The sequence below is a fragment of the Paracoccus laeviglucosivorans genome (assembly GCF_900182695.1).
GTDB lineage: Bacteria > Pseudomonadota > Alphaproteobacteria > Rhodobacterales > Rhodobacteraceae > Paracoccus > Paracoccus laeviglucosivorans.
Map to the genome: position 1 here is coordinate 1 of NZ_FXTK01000022.1, position 17,100 is coordinate 17,100.

General features: G+C 63.5%; 16 protein-coding genes. 6 read left to right on the forward strand and 10 right to left on the reverse strand.

All coding sequences use genetic code 11. From position 1 onward, the window contains the following. Nucleotides 1-883: ParB N-terminal domain-containing protein (locus tag FN835_RS17410; RefSeq protein WP_221930465.1), on the forward strand; the 883-nt coding region annotated here is incomplete at its 5' end. A 92-nt stretch (nucleotides 884-975) separates the two neighbouring features. Here the strand turns inward: FN835_RS17410 and FN835_RS17415 are convergent. Genes FN835_RS17415 through osmF form a run of 5 tightly spaced genes read right to left on the reverse strand, consistent with a single transcriptional unit; the run spans nucleotide 976 to nucleotide 6,185 of the window. Continuing rightward, complete coding sequence (locus FN835_RS17415) at nucleotides 976-2,526, reverse strand: tyrosine-type recombinase/integrase (protein WP_342778601.1); 1,551 nt, start codon at nucleotides 2,524-2,526, stop codon at nucleotides 976-978. Continuing rightward, nucleotides 2,468-3,205, reverse strand: coding sequence for an ABC transporter permease (locus tag FN835_RS17420; protein WP_142664515.1), 738 nt, complete (start codon nucleotides 3,203-3,205; stop codon nucleotides 2,468-2,470). Before FN835_RS17420 ends, FN835_RS17415 begins: the two co-directional genes overlap by 59 nt. After that, nucleotides 3,202-4,128 (reverse strand): ABC transporter ATP-binding protein, encoded by a 927-nt coding sequence (locus FN835_RS17425; RefSeq protein WP_142664516.1) that lies wholly within the window; start codon nucleotides 4,126-4,128, stop codon nucleotides 3,202-3,204. Before FN835_RS17425 ends, FN835_RS17420 begins: the two co-directional genes overlap by 4 nt. After that, entirely contained in the window at nucleotides 4,125-5,264 is a 1,140-nt protein-coding gene (locus FN835_RS17430; protein ID WP_142664517.1) for an ABC transporter permease, read from the reverse strand. The genes FN835_RS17425 and FN835_RS17430 overlap by 4 nt, the downstream gene beginning before the upstream one ends. A 6-nt stretch (nucleotides 5,265-5,270) precedes the next feature. After that, the gene (gene osmF / locus FN835_RS17435) at nucleotides 5,271-6,185 is read right to left on the reverse strand and encodes a glycine betaine ABC transporter substrate-binding protein OsmF (protein ID WP_142664518.1); all 915 of its coding nucleotides are present in this window, start codon (nucleotides 6,183-6,185) and stop codon (nucleotides 5,271-5,273) included. A gap of 216 nt (nucleotides 6,186-6,401) precedes the next feature. Between osmF and FN835_RS21325 the strand changes: the two genes are divergently transcribed. Beyond that, complete coding sequence (locus FN835_RS21325; RefSeq protein ID WP_185958736.1) at nucleotides 6,402-6,554, forward strand: hypothetical protein; 153 nt, start codon at nucleotides 6,402-6,404, stop codon at nucleotides 6,552-6,554. Here the strand turns inward: FN835_RS21325 and FN835_RS17440 are convergent. The 5 genes from FN835_RS17440 to FN835_RS17460 all read right to left on the reverse strand — a co-directional run bounded on the left by FN835_RS17440 (nucleotide 6,539) and on the right by FN835_RS17460 (nucleotide 12,676). Beyond that, nucleotides 6,539-7,468: a DNA/RNA non-specific endonuclease gene (locus tag FN835_RS17440; RefSeq protein WP_142664519.1), complete on the reverse strand. Its 930-nt coding sequence runs from the start codon at nucleotides 7,466-7,468 to the stop codon at nucleotides 6,539-6,541. The genes FN835_RS21325 and FN835_RS17440 overlap by 16 nt on opposite strands. Then, nucleotides 7,468-7,722 (reverse strand): hypothetical protein, encoded by a 255-nt coding sequence (locus tag FN835_RS17445; RefSeq protein ID WP_142664520.1) that lies wholly within the window; start codon nucleotides 7,720-7,722, stop codon nucleotides 7,468-7,470. Before FN835_RS17445 ends, FN835_RS17440 begins: the two co-directional genes overlap by 1 nt. 5 nt (nucleotides 7,723-7,727) lie before the next feature. Continuing rightward, a complete protein-coding gene (locus FN835_RS17450; protein WP_142664521.1) occupies nucleotides 7,728-9,275 on the reverse strand; it encodes a S8 family peptidase in 1,548 nt (515 codons plus the stop codon). A gap of 116 nt (nucleotides 9,276-9,391) precedes the next feature. Then, nucleotides 9,392-11,578 (reverse strand): calcium-binding protein, encoded by a 2,187-nt coding sequence (locus FN835_RS17455; protein WP_142664522.1) that lies wholly within the window; start codon nucleotides 11,576-11,578, stop codon nucleotides 9,392-9,394. A gap of 180 nt (nucleotides 11,579-11,758) precedes the next feature. Then, nucleotides 11,759-12,676 (reverse strand): helix-turn-helix transcriptional regulator, encoded by a 918-nt coding sequence (locus FN835_RS17460; protein WP_142664523.1) that lies wholly within the window; start codon nucleotides 12,674-12,676, stop codon nucleotides 11,759-11,761. A 229-nt stretch (nucleotides 12,677-12,905) separates the two neighbouring features. Here FN835_RS17460 and cysD point away from each other — a divergent pair, with 229 nt between their 5' ends. The 4 genes from cysD (at nucleotide 12,906) to dmeF (ending at nucleotide 17,099) form a co-directional block, all read left to right on the forward strand. After that, nucleotides 12,906-13,811 (forward strand): sulfate adenylyltransferase subunit CysD, encoded by a 906-nt coding sequence (gene cysD / locus FN835_RS17465; RefSeq protein ID WP_142664524.1) that lies wholly within the window; start codon nucleotides 12,906-12,908, stop codon nucleotides 13,809-13,811. Nucleotides 13,812-13,859: 48 nt separating this feature from the next. Then, nucleotides 13,860-15,767 (forward strand): sulfate adenylyltransferase subunit CysN, encoded by a 1,908-nt coding sequence (gene cysN, locus FN835_RS17470; protein ID WP_142664525.1) that lies wholly within the window; start codon nucleotides 13,860-13,862, stop codon nucleotides 15,765-15,767. A 106-nt stretch (nucleotides 15,768-15,873) separates the two neighbouring features. Next, nucleotides 15,874-16,158, forward strand: a complete 285-nt coding sequence (locus FN835_RS17475) for a metal/formaldehyde-sensitive transcriptional repressor (protein ID WP_142664526.1) — start codon at nucleotides 15,874-15,876, stop codon at nucleotides 16,156-16,158. After that, entirely contained in the window at nucleotides 16,155-17,099 is a 945-nt protein-coding gene (gene dmeF, locus FN835_RS17480) for a CDF family Co(II)/Ni(II) efflux transporter DmeF (protein ID WP_142664527.1), read from the forward strand. Before FN835_RS17475 ends, dmeF begins: the two co-directional genes overlap by 4 nt. Nucleotide 17,100 lies beyond the last annotated feature (1 nt).

Consider the following 17,100-nt stretch of genomic DNA (forward strand, 5'->3'; position numbering starts at 1 on the left):
GCCAACGGACACCCGCAAAGCCGCATCGACGACCTGCTGCCGTGGAACTTCAGGCCGTCAAGCTAAGCTAACCGTGATGGCCAGCGAACGCTTACGACTGATTGCCCTCGACCAGATCACGACCGAGACCGCTTTCAGCCTACGCCGGGGGAGGCAAGATAGACGGCACCGCGACAACTTGGCCGCAGCAGTCAAGCGAACGGGGCGACCTCTGGACCCGATCTTGCTTTGGCGCGATGATTCCGACACGGCTGCACCCCTTGTGCTCCTTGATGGGGAATACCGAATTGCTGCCTACAGGCGGGCCGGGTGGACGGATGAAGTTCCTGCTCGAGTGATCGTATGCGACAGGCGGGAAGCCCTGCTTGAAGCTCTCAGGGCAAACGTCAAGGACACTGTGCCGCTGACCAGTTCTGAGCGGCTAGATGCCGCATGGCGTCTTGTCCGACAGCCGATGGAAAGGCGCTACACCGTCCCAGAGGTCAGCAAGGCCGCAGGTATCGCCGCCCGCACGGTCGATAATATGCGCAAACGCCTTCGGGAGATGCAGATAGAGGGGCGGGAGCCGACAGGGGACTGGCACAGAGACAAGCGACTGCCGCCCGTAGATGACGGAGGTGCAATACTTACGGATGCCCAGCGCAAGAAGGGTATAGCTGACCTGACGAAAGCAATCCGCGATCTGCTGGACAGACGAAAGCACATTGGCATGCCAATCTTGCGGGATGCGGGGGCGGTTGACGATGCCCTGATAGAGGCGCTGGGAGAGAAGCGTATCGTGGCCTTGTATGATTACCTGCATGGGGAAGGGGACGAATACGATTATGATGAAGTCCCGGACGATGACGCGGAGGACCGGTTGCGGGCTGATTACGCCTTTTGACCATTGTCCGATGTGCTGACTACTACGCATGTAGTAGAACACGCAAATTGCGTGGTCATAGTTAGGTGCGGGCGGCTTTGGTCGCCCCATTCCTAGCTGGTTGCCGAGCGAACCAAGGCCGTGCCGGTCCCAACTGGAACATCTTCTTCCGGTAGCCTAACAGCCTCCACACAGGCTCTCATCTGTTCCCCAGATGACCTCGCGATATAGGCCGCTCGGGTCACGTTCCTCTTGTCCGGGACATGCCCGATCACATCCTTAATCACAGGCTCCGGCTGGCCCGCTCTGTCTGCTGTCGTGGCAAACCAACGCCGCGCGGAGTGGAAGTTGACCAGACTCCGCCGCTTTCCGTCCCGCTTGTCATCGACTCCCAAATGGGTCCTGTAGCGCCTGAAGCGTTTCCCGAAGGTGTCGCCGGGGTCGCGCTCAATGGCGAGCTCATGGAACAGCCAAGCCTTGCCGTCTTTCGGTTGCCCTTTGCTGTCCTTCAGGCGGCGCTTCACGATGTCCATGAGGTCTGGGTGAACGGGGACGGGGCGGGCTGCGGCGTCGGTCTTGCCTTGCTGGATGTCGAACACCAGTCCGGCTCCCCCGACCTCTCGGACCTCTTCGACCCAAAGTGTGGCAATCTCGGCAACGCGCATCCCTGATAGCAAAGATATGCGCAGGATGTCTTGGATTTGCGTTTCGTGATTGGGGTCCATGCCCGAAGGGTAGGGGCAGTATAGGAGCTTTTTGACCTCCTCTTCAGTGAAGGGTCGTTCCGTCTCCTTCGCGCCGCGCTCCGCCCGCCCTGCCTTGCGTTCAAGCATCTGGTCATTCCAAGGCCAGCCGGTCCCTCTAGGCTCGCCTACAGGCAGGCTTACGTGGCCCCGTGCTGCCAGATACTTCCAATACCCGCGCAGGGCCGTCAGGTGCTTGCCCTGTGTCGCAGGGTGCATGGGGTCTATCATTTCAGAGACGTAGCGGCCCGCATGGCGACGGTCCAGCCTGTTGAGCATCAGCGGGGGCTTCTGTGCTGCTGCCCATGCTGCGAGCTTTCCGATTAGGCCCCTGCGTTCGTTGCCAGTCTTGGGAGCAATCTTTGCGGCTTTGAGGTAATCGTCCACATGCACGTCGAGCGGCTCGTAGCCGTGCAATGCGTCTAAGAATGCGCCTCGTTCCTCTGGGTCTTTTATCTTATCGGCTTCGCTCTCGGCAGACAGCACAGCGGCCTCGTAAGGGCTCACAACGGGATCTTCAGGGCCGTCTGAGTGCTGATCTGAAACCGCCGCTATCGCCTCCCTGTGGAGCACCCCACGCTCTCTAGCGGTCATCTCCTGTCCCGTGATGCCTCGGCCTTCACGGACGCAATCAAAGACCTCCGCTGTTTCGCGTTCTAGACCGTCACGAAGGCGCTGCGCTGTGCGGAGGTCTGAGGTGGCAAGGTTGACCATCCAGAAGCGGCCCCTTCCGACAGCCTCACGGCAGGCTTCAGGGATCTCCCTGCGAAACCACCAACGGTCATGCTTGAGGGTCAGAAGCCTGCGCCCCGCGTTCTTGCTCCGTCCCGCCATGATGCCCCATTCTGACCAGCCATTCCAATCAGTCGGTTTGCCCTGTTGCGCGGGCTGCGCGGCGTTCCAGATGCTGGAAACCCGCATGGATCAGCACGGCGATGATGCCGACGATCATGCCGCCCTGCACGACATAGGCCGTGTTCGATGATAAAAGCCCCGCGATGATGACCTCGCCCAGCGTCTTGGCCGCGACGGTCGAGCCGATGGTGGCCGTGCCAAGCGAGATCACGGCCGTCAGCCGCATCCCGGCCAGCAGCAGTGGCAGCGCCAGCGGCAGATCGACCTGCCAAAGCCGCTGGGCGGGGGTCAGGCCCATGCCCCGCGCGGCCTCGGCCACCTTTGCGGGCTGTCCGGTCAGGGCGGCCAGCGCGTTTTCAAAGACGGGCAGCAGGCCGTAAAGGATCAGCGCGACCAGCGTGGGGCCGGTCCCGAAGCCCATGACCGGCACGGCAAGGGCCAGCACGGCGACGGGGGGGAATGTCTGGCCGATGGTGGTGATGGTGCGTGCCAGCGGCAGGAATTCGCGCCCGACGGGTCGCGTGACGAACAATGCCAATGCCAGCGCAACGGCGGTCGAGATCAGCACGGCAAGCGCCACGATCCCCAGATGAAACAGGGTCAGCCGCAACAGGCTGGCTTGGGTATAGATGGCGGGCGCGCCATTGCGGGTCAGCGGCTGGAACAGGACAGCAAAGCTGGTCGGGCTAAGCAGGAATGCCAGCGCGAATGCCGCAGCCAAGGCCAGAAGCAGCCGCCCGATCATTGCCGGTCCTGCGCCGCATTGGCGCGCAGCGCATCAAGCGTGACGATGCCGCCGCCCTGGACAGGCAGGGCGTCACGCCCGCTCCACAGGCATTCGGCCAAGGCATCGCGCAATGTGGCGTCACGCGCGATGGGCGTGCCATGCGCCTCGCCCGGCATCGTGATCGGTCCGATGCCGGTCAGCGACAGCAGACGAAACGCCCGCTCGGTCGGGCCGATCAGGTCGCGGACGAAGGGGGTCGCAGGTTGGGTCAGGATTTGCGCGGGGCTGTCATATTGCAGCACACGGCCCCGGTCCATGACGGCGATGCGGTCGCCCAGTTGCACCGCTTCCTGAATGTCATGGGTGACAAGGATGATCGTCGTGCCCAGCTGACGCTGGATGTCGCGCAGATCGGACTGCGCCTTGGCGCGGATCACCGAATCCAGCGCGCCAAAGGGTTCGTCCATCAGCAGCAGATCTGGCTTTGCCGCAAGGGCGCGGGCCACGCCCACACGCTGGGCCTGACCGCCCGACAGCTGATGCGGCATCCGGTCGCGAAACGCCGCAGGCTCAAGCTGGAACAGCGCCAGCAATTCGTCGATGCGGGCGTCGATCCGCGACTTTGGCCAGCCCAGCAGGCGCGGCACGGTAGCGATGTTGCGGGCAACGGTGCGGTGCGGAAACAGCCCGTCGCCCTGTATGGCATAGCCGATGCGGCGCCGCAGGTGGTGGACGGGCAGGCTTGCGGTATCCGCCCCGTCGATCAGCACCTGCCCAGATGACGGCTGCACCAGCCGGTTGATCAGCCGCAGCAGCGTCGTCTTGCCCGAACCCGAGGTGCCCACAAGCACCGCGATCTGTCCGGTCTGGACGGTCAGGCTGACATCGTTCACAGCGGTCACTTCGCCGTAATGGCGCGTCAGGTTGCGCAACTCGATCATGCTTGCCCCCTTGTGGCGCGGCTTTGGTCCACCAGCAGGCCCATGACGATGCCCGATACCAGTGCCAGCGCGATGGTGGGCAGTGCGCCCAGCAGCACCAGATCCATCGCGGTCTGGTTCAGGCCCTGAAAGACGAAGGTGCCGAATCCGCCGCCTCCGATCAGGCCGGCGATGACGGTAAGGCCGATGTTTTGCACCAGCACGATCCGCACCGCCGCCAGCAGCGCAGGCAGGCCCAGCGGCAGTAGGATCTGGAACATCATCTGCGCCCGCGTCATGCCCAGCCCCGCCGCTGCGTCCCGTGCCGTCGCTGGCACCCCCGCCAGCCCCGACAAGGTGTTGGAAACGACGGGCAGCAGCGAATACAGAAACAGCGCAACCAGCGCTGGGAACATGCCGATCCCCGACACGCCCAGCCGACCCGCGCCGGGCAAGGTCGCGGCGATCCAGCCAAGGATCGGGATCATGATCCCGAACAGCGCCAGCGAGGGGATGGTTTGCAGGACGTTCAGCACCGCCAGCACAGGCCCGCGCCATCGTGGCGCCTGATAGATGGCGATGCCCAAGGGCAGGCCCGCCAGCAGCGCCAGCCCCAGCGAACCGAATGCAAGGATCAGATGGGCCCGCGCCTCATGCGCGAAGGTATCCTGACGCGCGGCGAGTTCGCGCATGACCGACACATCCGCCAGCTGCCCCGACAGCAGCAGCGCTGCGACTTGGGCCAGCGCACCCGCCAGCATCAGCCAGCTTGCGCGTAGCGAGGGACGCATCCGCGTGACCCCATCCGCCCACATCAGCGAAAATGCCAGCAGCATCAGCCAGAAGCCCGATGCCGGGCTGACCCGCGCCAGCTTGTTGTCCGGCCCGACCAGCTGGCTTGCCGCTGCCCCCAGCGACAGGACCAGCACGGCAATGCCAAGCGCTGCCGCGACGATCCGAAGGCGCGGCGACCAGTATCGCAGGCAGCCAAGGATCAGGACCGCCGCCAATCCCAGCGCGACCGGCCAGCCTGCCTCAAGCGCGGCTGCCAGCGTCAGGCTGTCGCCCGCAGCAATGCGGTTGGGTTTGAATTGCACCAGCGGCAGCCAAAGCCCGACAAGCCCAAGGATCGCGACAAGAATAGCGGGCGGGGACATGCGGCTTTATTGCTTGAGGAACCCCGCCTGGGTCAGGTAATCCTGCGCGACGGTGGCTGCGGGTTCGCCGCCGACCTGCACGCGGCCGTTCAGCTGTTGCAGGGTCTGCAGCGTCAGGGTCTGAAAGATCGGGGCCAGCACGTCGCGGATCTGGGGATGCGCCTCAAGCACCTTGGCGCGGACGATGGGGGCGGGGGCATAGACGGGCTGCACCGCCTTGTCATCCTCCATCACCAGCAGCCCGGCTTCGGCGATGGCGCCGTCCGTGCCATAGACCATCGCGGCATTCACGCCCGATGTCTGTTGCGCCGCCGCAGCAATGGTTGCCGCCGTGTCGCCCCCCGCAAGCTGGACCAGCTGTTCGGGTTTCAGCGTAAAGCCGTAAGCCTGCTGAAAGGCGGGCAGCGCGGCGGGCGAGGTCACGAATTCGGTCGAGGCAGCCAGCTTCACCTCTCCCCCGCCGGCGATCCATTCACCGAACTGGGACATGGTGGTCAGGCCGTTCTTTTCGGCCAGATCCTGACGCAGCGCGATGGCCCAGGTGTTGTTGGCGGGCGCGGGCTCCAGCCACACGATATCGTTCTGTTCCTTGTCCAGTTCCGCCACGCGGGCATAGCCCTTGGCCGCGTCCTTCCACACGTCGCTGTCGGCTTCGTTGAAAAAGAATGCGCCGTTTGCGGTATATTCAGGATAAATGTCGATCTGCCCCGCCGTGATCGCATCCCGCATGATCGGGGTCGCGCCAAGTTGCAGCTTGTCCTGCACCGGCAGTCCGGCATCACGCAACGCCAGCAGGATCACGTTGCCCAGCACCCCGCCTTCGGTGTCGATCTTTGACGAAACCACGATGTCCTGCGCGGCCACGGGCATCGAGAGCATGAAAAGCGAAGCGACGGTGGCAAGGGGGATATGACGCAGCATGGCGAACCTTCGGGATCAGGGGCTGGGACTGGCTAGACTCCTGAAAGGGCGAAAGGTTCCCGCCCGTGGGCAAGCGGGGCATTTCGGGGGCTCGGGCCACTTGGGCAATTGCCCGGATCGCGGGCGGATGGCAAAAAACCGCTTAAGCTTTTGGGCTGCTGCGTTGACCTGTGAAGGCCGCGAAGACGGGGCCAAGGTTAACGCAAGGTAAGCTTAATGAAACAGGACACTGTTATGGCCGCAAACTTCATCACCGCAATCATGGCTGGCGGCATGCTTTTCGCCACCTCGTTGATCGTTATGCAAAGTATGGGATTGATGGTCGATATGGGACCGATCGCCGTTCCCGAAGATCAGCGCGACAAATAGAAATCCGCGACGCTGCTGACCCGGATCTCCATGTTGCTGGATGCGCCTGCCATCACGTCGAAATCGGCGTAGGCGTCCAGCTCCAGCCCGGTTTCCTCGGCAATGGCGCTGATCGGGACCTGACTGTCCTGAAAATCACCAAAGACGAAACGCCCGCCCGAGGGGCGCGGCAGATAATCCATTTGCGAACGGCGATAGCCGATGGTGGTCAACTCGCCCGTGCCCGCATGGATAAAGGCCAGTATCTTCCAGAACGCGACGGGTATCTGGCGGTTGTAATAGGTCGGATCGGCATCGGACAGGATCGGCCCGGTGATGACCGTGACGCGCAGATTGGAACGGTCGGCATTGTCCAGCACGTAATCTTCAAGATCCAGCCAGATGCCGCCGTTGAAGCCCTGCCGCTGCGGCGCGACATTGGTGATGTGGAACGTGTCCACATCGGCGCGCTTGGCGGTGTCGCGGCTGCCCCAGTTCGGGTCTTCACGCCGCGTCATGTGGCCCCGGCTGAAAAGCCCGCGCCGTTCGTCGCCATAACCTTCGCGCAGGTTCTGATGGCTGGGATCGATGCGCGGATCACGCCGCCATGTATTGCTGCGCGGCACGCCCCGGTCGGATTGCGCACCGTCGATATTGCAGGCGCTGTAAATGGGCAGGGCGCGCGATTTCGACATCCGCACCGAAAAATGCGTATAGCGCAGTTCGGTTGCGTCCTGCCCGTTGCGCCGTGCGGCTGGCAAAAGCTCGATCAGGTCGTCCGCCCAGCGGCCCGGACCGGGCAGCGGCAGAGGCGTTGCGGGCAAAACGAAGCCGGGATCATAGCCCCGGCGGTCGTCATAGCTTTCCAGCGGCAACACCCCTTCGGTCACGCGAAGGGGATCAAGCTCGGCCAACGGCCCGAATTGCAGCCGCATCAGCGCAGCTGTGCCTTGTGCGGAGGATTCAGCGTGAAGATTTTTTCCTGCGACAGACGCCAATGCGCCAGATCGCCGATGCTTTTGCGAACCTGACCCAGCGTGCCTTTGACGCGGATCGTGCCCGGCACGACCTCTTCGGCGGCCAGCGGCTTCAGATGATCCATCACCCGCGCCGTTTCTTCGCGGCTGGGGTCCTGATCGTCGGAATAGACGATCATGCAGCTGTCCGACTTCTTGCGTTGCACCTTCATAGTCATCACCTCTGGTCGATCAGACCGGCGCCCTCATATTCCGGGCCGAAACCGATCGGGACGGCATGGCTGTTCGCCATCCTGATAATGTCGTCAGAGCGCTGTTGGTTGCGTTCCGCCGACAGGATTTCAGGGTTTCGCGACAGCAGCCGGGCAAACAGACCCGCAACCGCGGGACAGGCCATCGAGGTGCCGTCCATCACCCCCTTAGATTCCTTGCTGACCCAAGATATAATGCCGACGCCCGGTCCGATAAAGTCCACTTCCGGCCCAATATTGCTGAATCCTGCGAAAAAGCGGTCTCCGATGGGCGCGGGATCGTCGGCCACGTTGCGGCTGGTCATCACCCCCTGCGGCCACGCATCCAGCACGCCGCCCGCCGAAACCGCCACCACAACCCCCGACCGCGCCGGATAGGATACGGGCGCCATATAGTCGTTCCCGGTCGCCGCGATGCAGACAACGCCCATCGCCCGCGCCCGCCGCACCTCGCGCGAGATCGAGATCGGCTCGGACGGTTGACCAAGGCTCATGTTGATGATGTCGCAGCCGTCATCGACGGCCTGACGGATGGCGCGGGCAATCGCGAATTCGCTGGCTCCACCATCGCCGCGTTCGAACACGCGATAGGAATGCAGCACGGCCTGCGGGGCCACGCGGGCGACGATCCCCGCAACATGGGTGCCGTGGCCCGTGCCATTGTCGAACCATTCATCGGCAGGCTCGGTCCCGGTGGTGTTCAGCCCGCGTTCCAGCCGCAGCCCCTTGGCCGGATCGACCCCGGTGTCGATGATCGCGACCTTGACGCCTTCGCCATCGGGCTTTTTCGTGGCGGCCAGCATCCGGTCCAGCCCGTCCTGGAAATCATCCTGCACCGCGATCAGCGAAAGCGTCACTTCGGTCAGGCCATCCGCTGTGACCTGAATGTCCTCCTCGCCCGCTGGCCAGTATCCGGCCAAAGGCTGGCAGATCACCGCATCAATTCGGGTCTGTCCGGCGGGCAGGGGGGTGCGAAAGATGCCGTCCTTGTCCGTCACCGCATCCGAGATGCCAAAGCCCCGGCGGCTGTCCAGCACCACCACGACCGAGGCATCCGCGATGGGTTTGCCCGTCCTGGCATCCACGCAGCGCAGCTCAAGTTCCTTGCTGGAGCGAAAGGCCGACGGCTTGGCGTGCTTGCGGATGATGTTACGCTTGCCATAACGCAAAGGATAAAGCCGCAATTCGCGCCGGACCCGCAGTCCGGGATAGGCGCGTTGCAGGTCGCGCGCCTGTTCGGGGGTCATGCTGACCAGCGATGCCTCGTTCTCGCCGATGGAATCCAGCAGGCGGATGCGCCCAGCCTCGGTCTCCAGCAGGCGCAGGCGGGGGCGGGTTGCGGGGGCCGAACCGTCGCCCGCGCCCTGCGCCACGCTGCCGGCCGGACGCGCGCCCGCCTTTTTGAACAGCCGGTGATACATGGTGCGGAACAGGCGGAAACTGGTCGTCTCCATGCTGTCGTTGAACACGTTGTCTTCGGGGACGATCACATAGCGGGCGGATTTACGGGACATGCTCGGCTCCTTGCTGCAGGGGCAAGGCTACACGTCCTGCGGTCCTGCGCCAGATCGCGTATGCGCGCTTGGCAGGAAATCGCGCCCGCTGCCGGTCCGGCGCGGGCGCGGCTGGTTCAGACGAACAGCAGGTCGTCGGAAAGCGCGTTGATCGTCGCGTTGCGGATGGTCAGCGTGTCGCCGCCGCCGAAATCGAACACCACATTCGCACCCACCTGCGTCGCATGGCCACGCGCCTGCGCGAATGAGGTCAGGCCGAAATCCAGCAACCGGATCGTGTCCACGTCATTGCGGAAATCGGTGATCACGTCGCGGTCGAACCCGTCCCGATAGATGAAGGTATCGGCCCCCGCGCCGCCGGTCAGCACGTCATTGCCCGCCCGACCGCTCAGCATGTTGTTGACGCCGTTGCCGATCAGCGTGTTGTTCCCGGCCGAGCCGTTGGCAAATAGCGCAGCCGTGCCCGCAAGCGCCACGTTTTCGACATGCGGGAAACGCGCAAGATCGATGCCCACGGTGGCGTTGATCCAGTCGATCCCGCCGCCCGCGACTTCGGTTACCACGTCGCGGGCGTGGTTCACCGAATAGCTGTCATTGCCCAGCCCGCCGCGCATGGTGTCGATCCCCAGCCCGCCGATCAGCCGGTCGTTTCCACCCGCGCCGTTCAGGACGTCGTTTCCGGCGCCGCCATTCAGCACATTGGCGGCGCCATTGCCGCTTAGCACATCGTTGCCGCTGCCCGAGGTGACGTTTTCGATATTCATGATGGTGTCGGTGCCCTGACCCGTGGCCTGTGGCCCCCGCAGCGCAAGGTTCACATGGATCGGCGTCGCCGCGGCAAAGATCAGCGTATCCACGCCCGCGCCACCATCCAGCGTGTCATTGCCATAGCCGCCGTTCAGCGCGTCCGCGCCGCCGCCTGCGACGATCAGGTCATTGCCGCCGCGCCCTGTCAGCGCATCGTTCCCGGCCAGACCCATGATCCGGTCGGCCCCCATCGAGCCGGTGATCCGGTCCGCAAGCTGGGTCGGTGCGCCAAAGCTGCCGCGCGCGATTTCCGCGGCGGTCATTCCCAAGAATATGCGCCCGCCGATGCCCAGATGATCGCCATCCAGATATTCGCTTTCATAGGCGACAAAGATGTTGCCATTGTCCAGCGCCGTGATCGAGGGCCATTCCTGCGACCAGTCCCGTTCGTTGTTCACGATGAAATTGCCGCCGACCCGCACCCCGAATTCCGAGAAATATTGCCCGAAAACCTCGGTCTGGTGGGTATCGGCGCGTTCATCGGCCCATTGGTCCCAGACGACCGCAAAGCCGCCATTCGCCAGCCCGATGACGGCGGTATGGTCGGGCACGTTGCTGTCGTACTGATTGACCTGAAACGCACCCGTCTGCGCCCTGCCATCGGCGCCGAATATCCGGCCATAGACGCGAAACGCCGTGTCACCGTCCGGCTGCCCGTCCAGCACCGTGTCAACCCAGGTGACGATGAACCGCCCGCCGGACAGGGCCGCCACATCCACATCGGTATCGGTCAGCGCGATGCCGCCGTTAGGGCCGTTGGCATCGGGCGTGACCATGATCTCGGGGGTGATGGGACGACCGGTTGCATCAAGGATGCGCGCCCGGACGTCGCTGGGCAGGGCATAGGGGCTGTTGCCCGGACGCTCGCCTTCCCAGACGACGACGGAAAACCCGTTGCTAAGCGCCGCGCCCCGCCCGCCGTGCTGATCGCCGAATGTCTGGGTGTTCAGCAGGGTGGTGCCGGATTGCGGACTGCCATTGGCCCCGTAGCTGCGCACAAAGGTATCGCTGGAATTGAACACGTCTTCGTTCGGCTCGGCGCGTTCGCGCGACCAGATCACCGAATAGCCGCCATCGGGGCGGGCGACGACATCGGGGGCAAAGAAGTCGTTGTCGGTGGATTGGCTGACGCGCTGGATCGCGCTGGTCCGCGCGCCCGCCGCGCTATAGGTCGCCGTGTAGACATCTGTGGGGTTCAGCACCGAATCCGGTCCCGCGGTCCATGCCACGGCAAAGCCGCCGCCCGCCAAAGCCTCGACCCGCGGATAGTTCGCGACCAGTGAAAGGTCGGACAGGATCATCTCTCCGCCGACGCGGGTGCCGTCGGGGCGAAAGATCTGGGCGGCGACATATTGGTAATCCATGTCGTCATGCATGAACTTGGAATCCCAGACCACGACGACATTGCCATTCGCAAGGGTCGTGACGTCGGGATTGTCCTGCCAGGCATCGGTCCAGGTGTTGACGACGGTCTCGGGGGTCAGCGGGCGGGGCATTCGGTCCTCCTTTCCGGTGCGATGCGGGCACCATACAGGCGATTCGCGTGGCAGGGCATGACATCACCCGCCCCGCCCGCGCTTTTAGGCGGCAGCTTGCCGAACGGGGCCGGAAATCGCCCATATCTGCGCTGCGATTTCTGGGGTGCAAATATCCGGGCCGGCCACACCCGCCAGTGTTCAGCCTTGCCCCTGCAAAGCGGCTGTCCCCGCCAGCCAAAGCGGCCCGCAAAGCATCCGCCGCACCACGTCGCTTTGCCCGTCAGCCCCCATCCGCGCGTATATCTGCTTCGAGCAGCTTCGCGCCGTTTCGATCGTCCAGCCCAGTTCCGTGGCCGCATCGCGCAGGCTGAACCCGTCGCAAAGCAGCATGGCCAGCCGCGCCTCGCTGCGGCTAAGGCCAAGGGCTGCGGCGACCCGTTCGACCGGCTGCGTGCTGGCGGCGGGCATCAGACGCACGATCCCCAGCATCCGCGATTCCTGCGCGGGCAGCATGGCGATATGCATGGGCGGTTCATGCGTCAGGGTCACGAACTGCGCATTTCCGCGTTCGGCCCCGGTCATGGCGCGCTGGAATTCCTGCGCAAGCGCGGGGTCCGAAAACTCCAGCCGTCCGGTGGATCGCAGCCTTGCACCGCCCGCAACCAGCATGGGCCGCAACTGAGCCGAGCTTTCGGTGACGATACCCCCCGGCCCCAGGATCATCCAGCCGCAGCCAAGGCCGGTTGCAATCTCGCGCTCTAACGCTGCGCGGTCGCGCTCTTGTGTCAGCTTGCGCCAGCTGCGCATGGTCTGGCCCAGATAGGGAGTCAGGTTCGCAAGCTGCATCCCGTCCACCGCCCGAAAGTCCCGATCGGCGCGTTGCAGCGCCAGCAGCGCCTGTTCATCCGGGCCGATGGTGAATTTCAGCGCGCGAATCGGTGCCTCCCGTTCCGGCAGGCCGGGCAGGTCGGTCTGGGAATAAACCCGGTTCACCCGCATCTGCGCCAGATCGGCCCGCGGCTCGTCAAGGTCGCGCCCGATATGCCATGACAGCGCGCGACGCCCCTGGACCTCGACGTGCAACGACGCGGCATCCGCCCCGGTCGCCAGCGCCAATTCCTGCAGGAATCCCGGCCAACGATCGCTTGGCGACGTGCCGGGATCGGCCCCCCGTGGCGGCTTGTCGGGAAAGCCCGTCGCTGCCGCGATCAGGGCATTCAGGATATCTGGTTCGACAGAAATGGAAAAACGACCTGCTTATTTCATTTTCCCCCCATATGGGGGGTTAGACGAATAGAACGCGGCGATAGATCAGGATCAACAGCTATCTGACAGAGACTTTCAAATGACCCTGAAATCCCTGACTCACCTGCAACGCCTGGAAGCTGAAAGCATCCATATCATGCGCGAGGTCGTCGCCGAGGCCGAAAACCCGGTGATGCTTTACAGCGTCGGCAAGGACAGCGCCGTCATGCTGCATCTGGCCAAGAAGGCGTTCTATCCCGCGCCGCCGCCCTTCCCGCTGCTACATGTGGACACCACGTGGAAGTTCCGCGACATGTATGCGCTGCGCAACAAGGCCGCAGCCGATGCCGGGATGGAGCTTCTGGTCTATCAAAACCCCGAAGCGGCCGAGCGTGGCATCAACCCCTTTGACCACGGCGGTCTGCATACCGACATGTGGAAGACCGAAGGTCTGAAACAGGCGCTGGACAAATACGGCTTTGACGTGGCCTTTGGCGGTGCCCGCCGGGACGAAGAAAAGTCGCGTGCGAAAGAGCGCGTCTTTTCGTTCCGTTCGGCCAATCACCGCTGGGATCCCAAGAACCAGCGCCCGGAACTGTGGCGCATGTATAATGCCCGCAAGGCCAAGGGCGAAAGTGTCCGGGTGTTCCCGATCTCGAACTGGACCGAGCTGGACATCTGGCAATACATCCATCTGGAAGGCATCGAAATCGTGCCGCTGTATTTCTCGGCCCCGCGTCCGACCGTGGAGCGCGACGGGCTGATCCTGATGGTCGATGACGAACGCTTCCGCCTGAACGAAGGCGAAGTGCCGCAGATGCGCTCGATCCGCTTCCGCACGCTGGGCTGCTATCCGCTGACCGGCGCCGTTGAAAGCGAGGCGACGACGCTGCCGCAGGTCATTCAGGAAATGCTGCTGACCACCACCTCGGAACGTCAGGGCCGGGCGATCGACCACGATCAGGCCGCCTCGATGGAGAAGAAGAAGCAGGAAGGCTATTTCTAAGCCTTTCGCGCGCCGCTTCCAAATCATTCCACCGAAATCAGGTGACCCATGACGAACCAAGAACCCATCTACAAGACCGACGCGCTGATCGCCGAGGACATCGACGCCTATCTGGAAACCCACCAGCACAAGACCATGCTGCGCTTCATCACCTGCGGCTCGGTCGATGACGGCAAGTCTACGCTGATCGGTCGCCTGCTTTACGACAGCAAGATGATCTTCGAGGATCAGCTGGCCACGCTGGAAAGCGACAGCAAGCGCGTCGGCACGCAGGGGCAGGAAATCGACTTTGCCCTGCTGGTTGACGGTCTGGCGGCCGAGCGTGAACAAGGCATCACCATCGACGTAGCCTATCGCTTCTTCGCCACCGAAAAGCGCAAGTTCATCGTCGCCGACACCCCCGGTCACGAACAGTATACCCGTAACATGGTGACAGGCGCTTCGACCGCCGATCTGGCCGTGATCCTGATCGACGCGCGCAAGGGCATCCTGACCCAGACGCGCCGCCACAGCTATCTGGTGCAACTGATCGGTATCCGCCACATCGTCTTGGCCGTGAACAAGATGGATCTGGTGAATTACGATCAGGCGACCTTTGACAAGATCGTCGCCGATTACCGCGAATTCGCCGCCAGCATCGGCATTCAGGATTTCACTGCGATCCCGATTTCGGGCTTCAAGGGCGACAATATCACCGCCCACAGCGAAAACATGCCCTGGTATACGGGCACGGCGCTGTTGCCGCATCTGGAGGCGGTCGAGGTTGACGCGACCACCGATCAGGCGAAACCCTTCCGTATGCCGGTGCAATGGGTGAACCGTCCGAACCTTGATTTCCGCGGGTTCTCGGGCCTTGTCGCCAGCGGCACGATCAAGCCGGGCGATCAGGTGCGGGTGCTGCCGTCGGGCAAAACCTCAACGGTGTCGCGGATTGTGACGCTGGATGGCGACCGCGATCTGGCGGTTTCCGGTGAGGCGATCACCCTGACGCTGACCGATGAGATCGACTGCTCGCGCGGGCAGGTGATCGTCGCGGCCCAGTCGCCGCTTGAGGTCGCCGACCAGTTCGAAAGCACGCTGGTCTGGATGGACGAAGCGGAAATGGTGCCGGGCCGTGCCTATTGGCTGAAGATCGGCACGCAGACCGTTTCGGCCACCGTGCACGCGCCCAAGTATGAGGTGAACGTCAACACCCGCGAACATCTGGCGACCAAGACGCTGGACCTGAACGCGATCGGCGTGGCCAATATCACCACCGACCGCGAAATCCCGTTTGCGCCGTATACGGAAAACCGGGATCTGGGCGGTTTCATCCTGATCGACAAGATCACCAACCACACGGTTGCCGCCGGGATGATCCATTTCGCGCTGCGTCGCGCCCAGAACATCCACTGGCAGGCCACTGATATTGGTCGCGATCACCACGCGGGCATGAAGCACCAGAAGCCCGCGGTGCTGTGGCTAACGGGCCTGTCCGGTTCGGGCAAATCCACCATCGCCAATATCGTCGAGAAGAAGCTGGCGCGGATGAACCGCCACACCTTCCTGCTGGATGGCGATAACGTGCGCCACGGGCTGAACAAGGACCTGGGCTTTACCGAAGCGGACCGTGTGGAAAACATCCGCCGCGTCGGCGAGGTGGCGAAGCTGATGACCGATGCGGGCCTGATCGTGATCACCGCCTTCATCTCTCCCTTCCGGTCCGAGCGCGACATGGTGCGTTCGATGATGCAGCCCGGCGAATTCGTCGAGGTGTTCGTCGATACCCCGCTGGAAGTGGCCGAAGGCCGCGACGTGAAGGGGCTTTATGCCAAGGCGCGTTCGGGTCAGCTGAAGAACTTCACGGGCATCGACTCGCCCTATGAGGTGCCGGACTCGCCGGAACTGCGCATCGACACCACCCAGACCACGCCGGAAGAGGCAGCGGACCTGATCATCGCGCGCCTGATCCCCTGATTGGTGGCACATGACATGAACCCCCGGCAGCGCACCCCGCTGCCGGGGGTTTTGCTTTGTCCGGCAGGCTTGTCGCGTAGCGAAAAATAGGGTATCCCCCTATCCTATGTCTCATCTGTCAGATTCCCAGAACAAGGCCCGTCTGTTGGCGCGTGTGCGCAGGCTCAAGGGGCAGATCGAAGCCATCGAACGCGGGCTAGAGGCTGATGCCCCCTGTGGCGATGTGCTGAACCTTGTCGCCTCGATCAGGGGGGCGGTCACCGGCCTGACCGCCGAGTTGATCGAAGATCACATCCGCGAACACGTCTCGAACCCCGACAAGGATGCCGAGCCGGCACGCGCCCAAGCCTCGGCGGAATTGATCGGCATCATCAGGACTTATCTGAAATGAGCGATGCCTCACGTCTGAACAGCCCGCACGATCACGTCTTTCTGGGCTCCGGCCATGCCCGCAACGAAAGGCGGACATGGCTGGTCATCGCGATCACCTCGGCCATGATGGTGGCAGAAATCGCGGCGGGGACGATCTTTGGATCCATGGCGCTGGTGGCGGATGGCTGGCACATGTCCACGCACGCCGCGGCGATGCTGATCGCGGCGCTGGCCTACCGCTATGCGCGGCGTCACGCGCGCAACCCACGGTTCACGTTCGGCACCGGAAAATTGGGCGATCTTGCCGGGTTTGCCAGTGCGGTGGTTCTGGCGCTGATCGCGTTGCTGATTGCGTGGGAAAGCCTGCAACGCCTGTTCGATCCGGTTGCCATCGGCTTTACGCAGGCGATCTTTGTCGCAGTGATCGGCCTGGCGGTGAACCTGCTTTGCGCATGGCTGCTGCGCGACGACCACGACCATCATGGGCATCATGGGCATCATGGGCATCATAACGACCATGACGACCACCATCACGGCGCGGACAATAACCTGCGCGCCGCCTATCTGCATGTGCTGGCCGATGCTCTCACCTCGGTTCTGGCGATTCTGGCGCTGGTGCTGGGGGCGGTGTTCGGTTGGATGTGGACCGATCCGCTGATGGGTGTTGTCGGCGGGCTGGTCATCGCGCGCTGGTCATGGGGTCTGATCCGCGACACCGGGCGCGTGCTGCTGGACTATATCCCCGAGGGCGAGGATCTGCCCGCCGAAATCCGCAAGGCGGTCGAAACGGACAGCGACCGCATCAGTGATCTGCATGTCTGGCAACTGGGGCCGGGCCATCACGGCGCGATCCTGTCGATCCGTTCAACCGATCCGCGCGCGCCGGGCTACTACCGCCAGAAACTGTCGCGGCTGACCGAAATCTCGCATCTCACGATCGAGGTCGAGACGGCGCACTAAA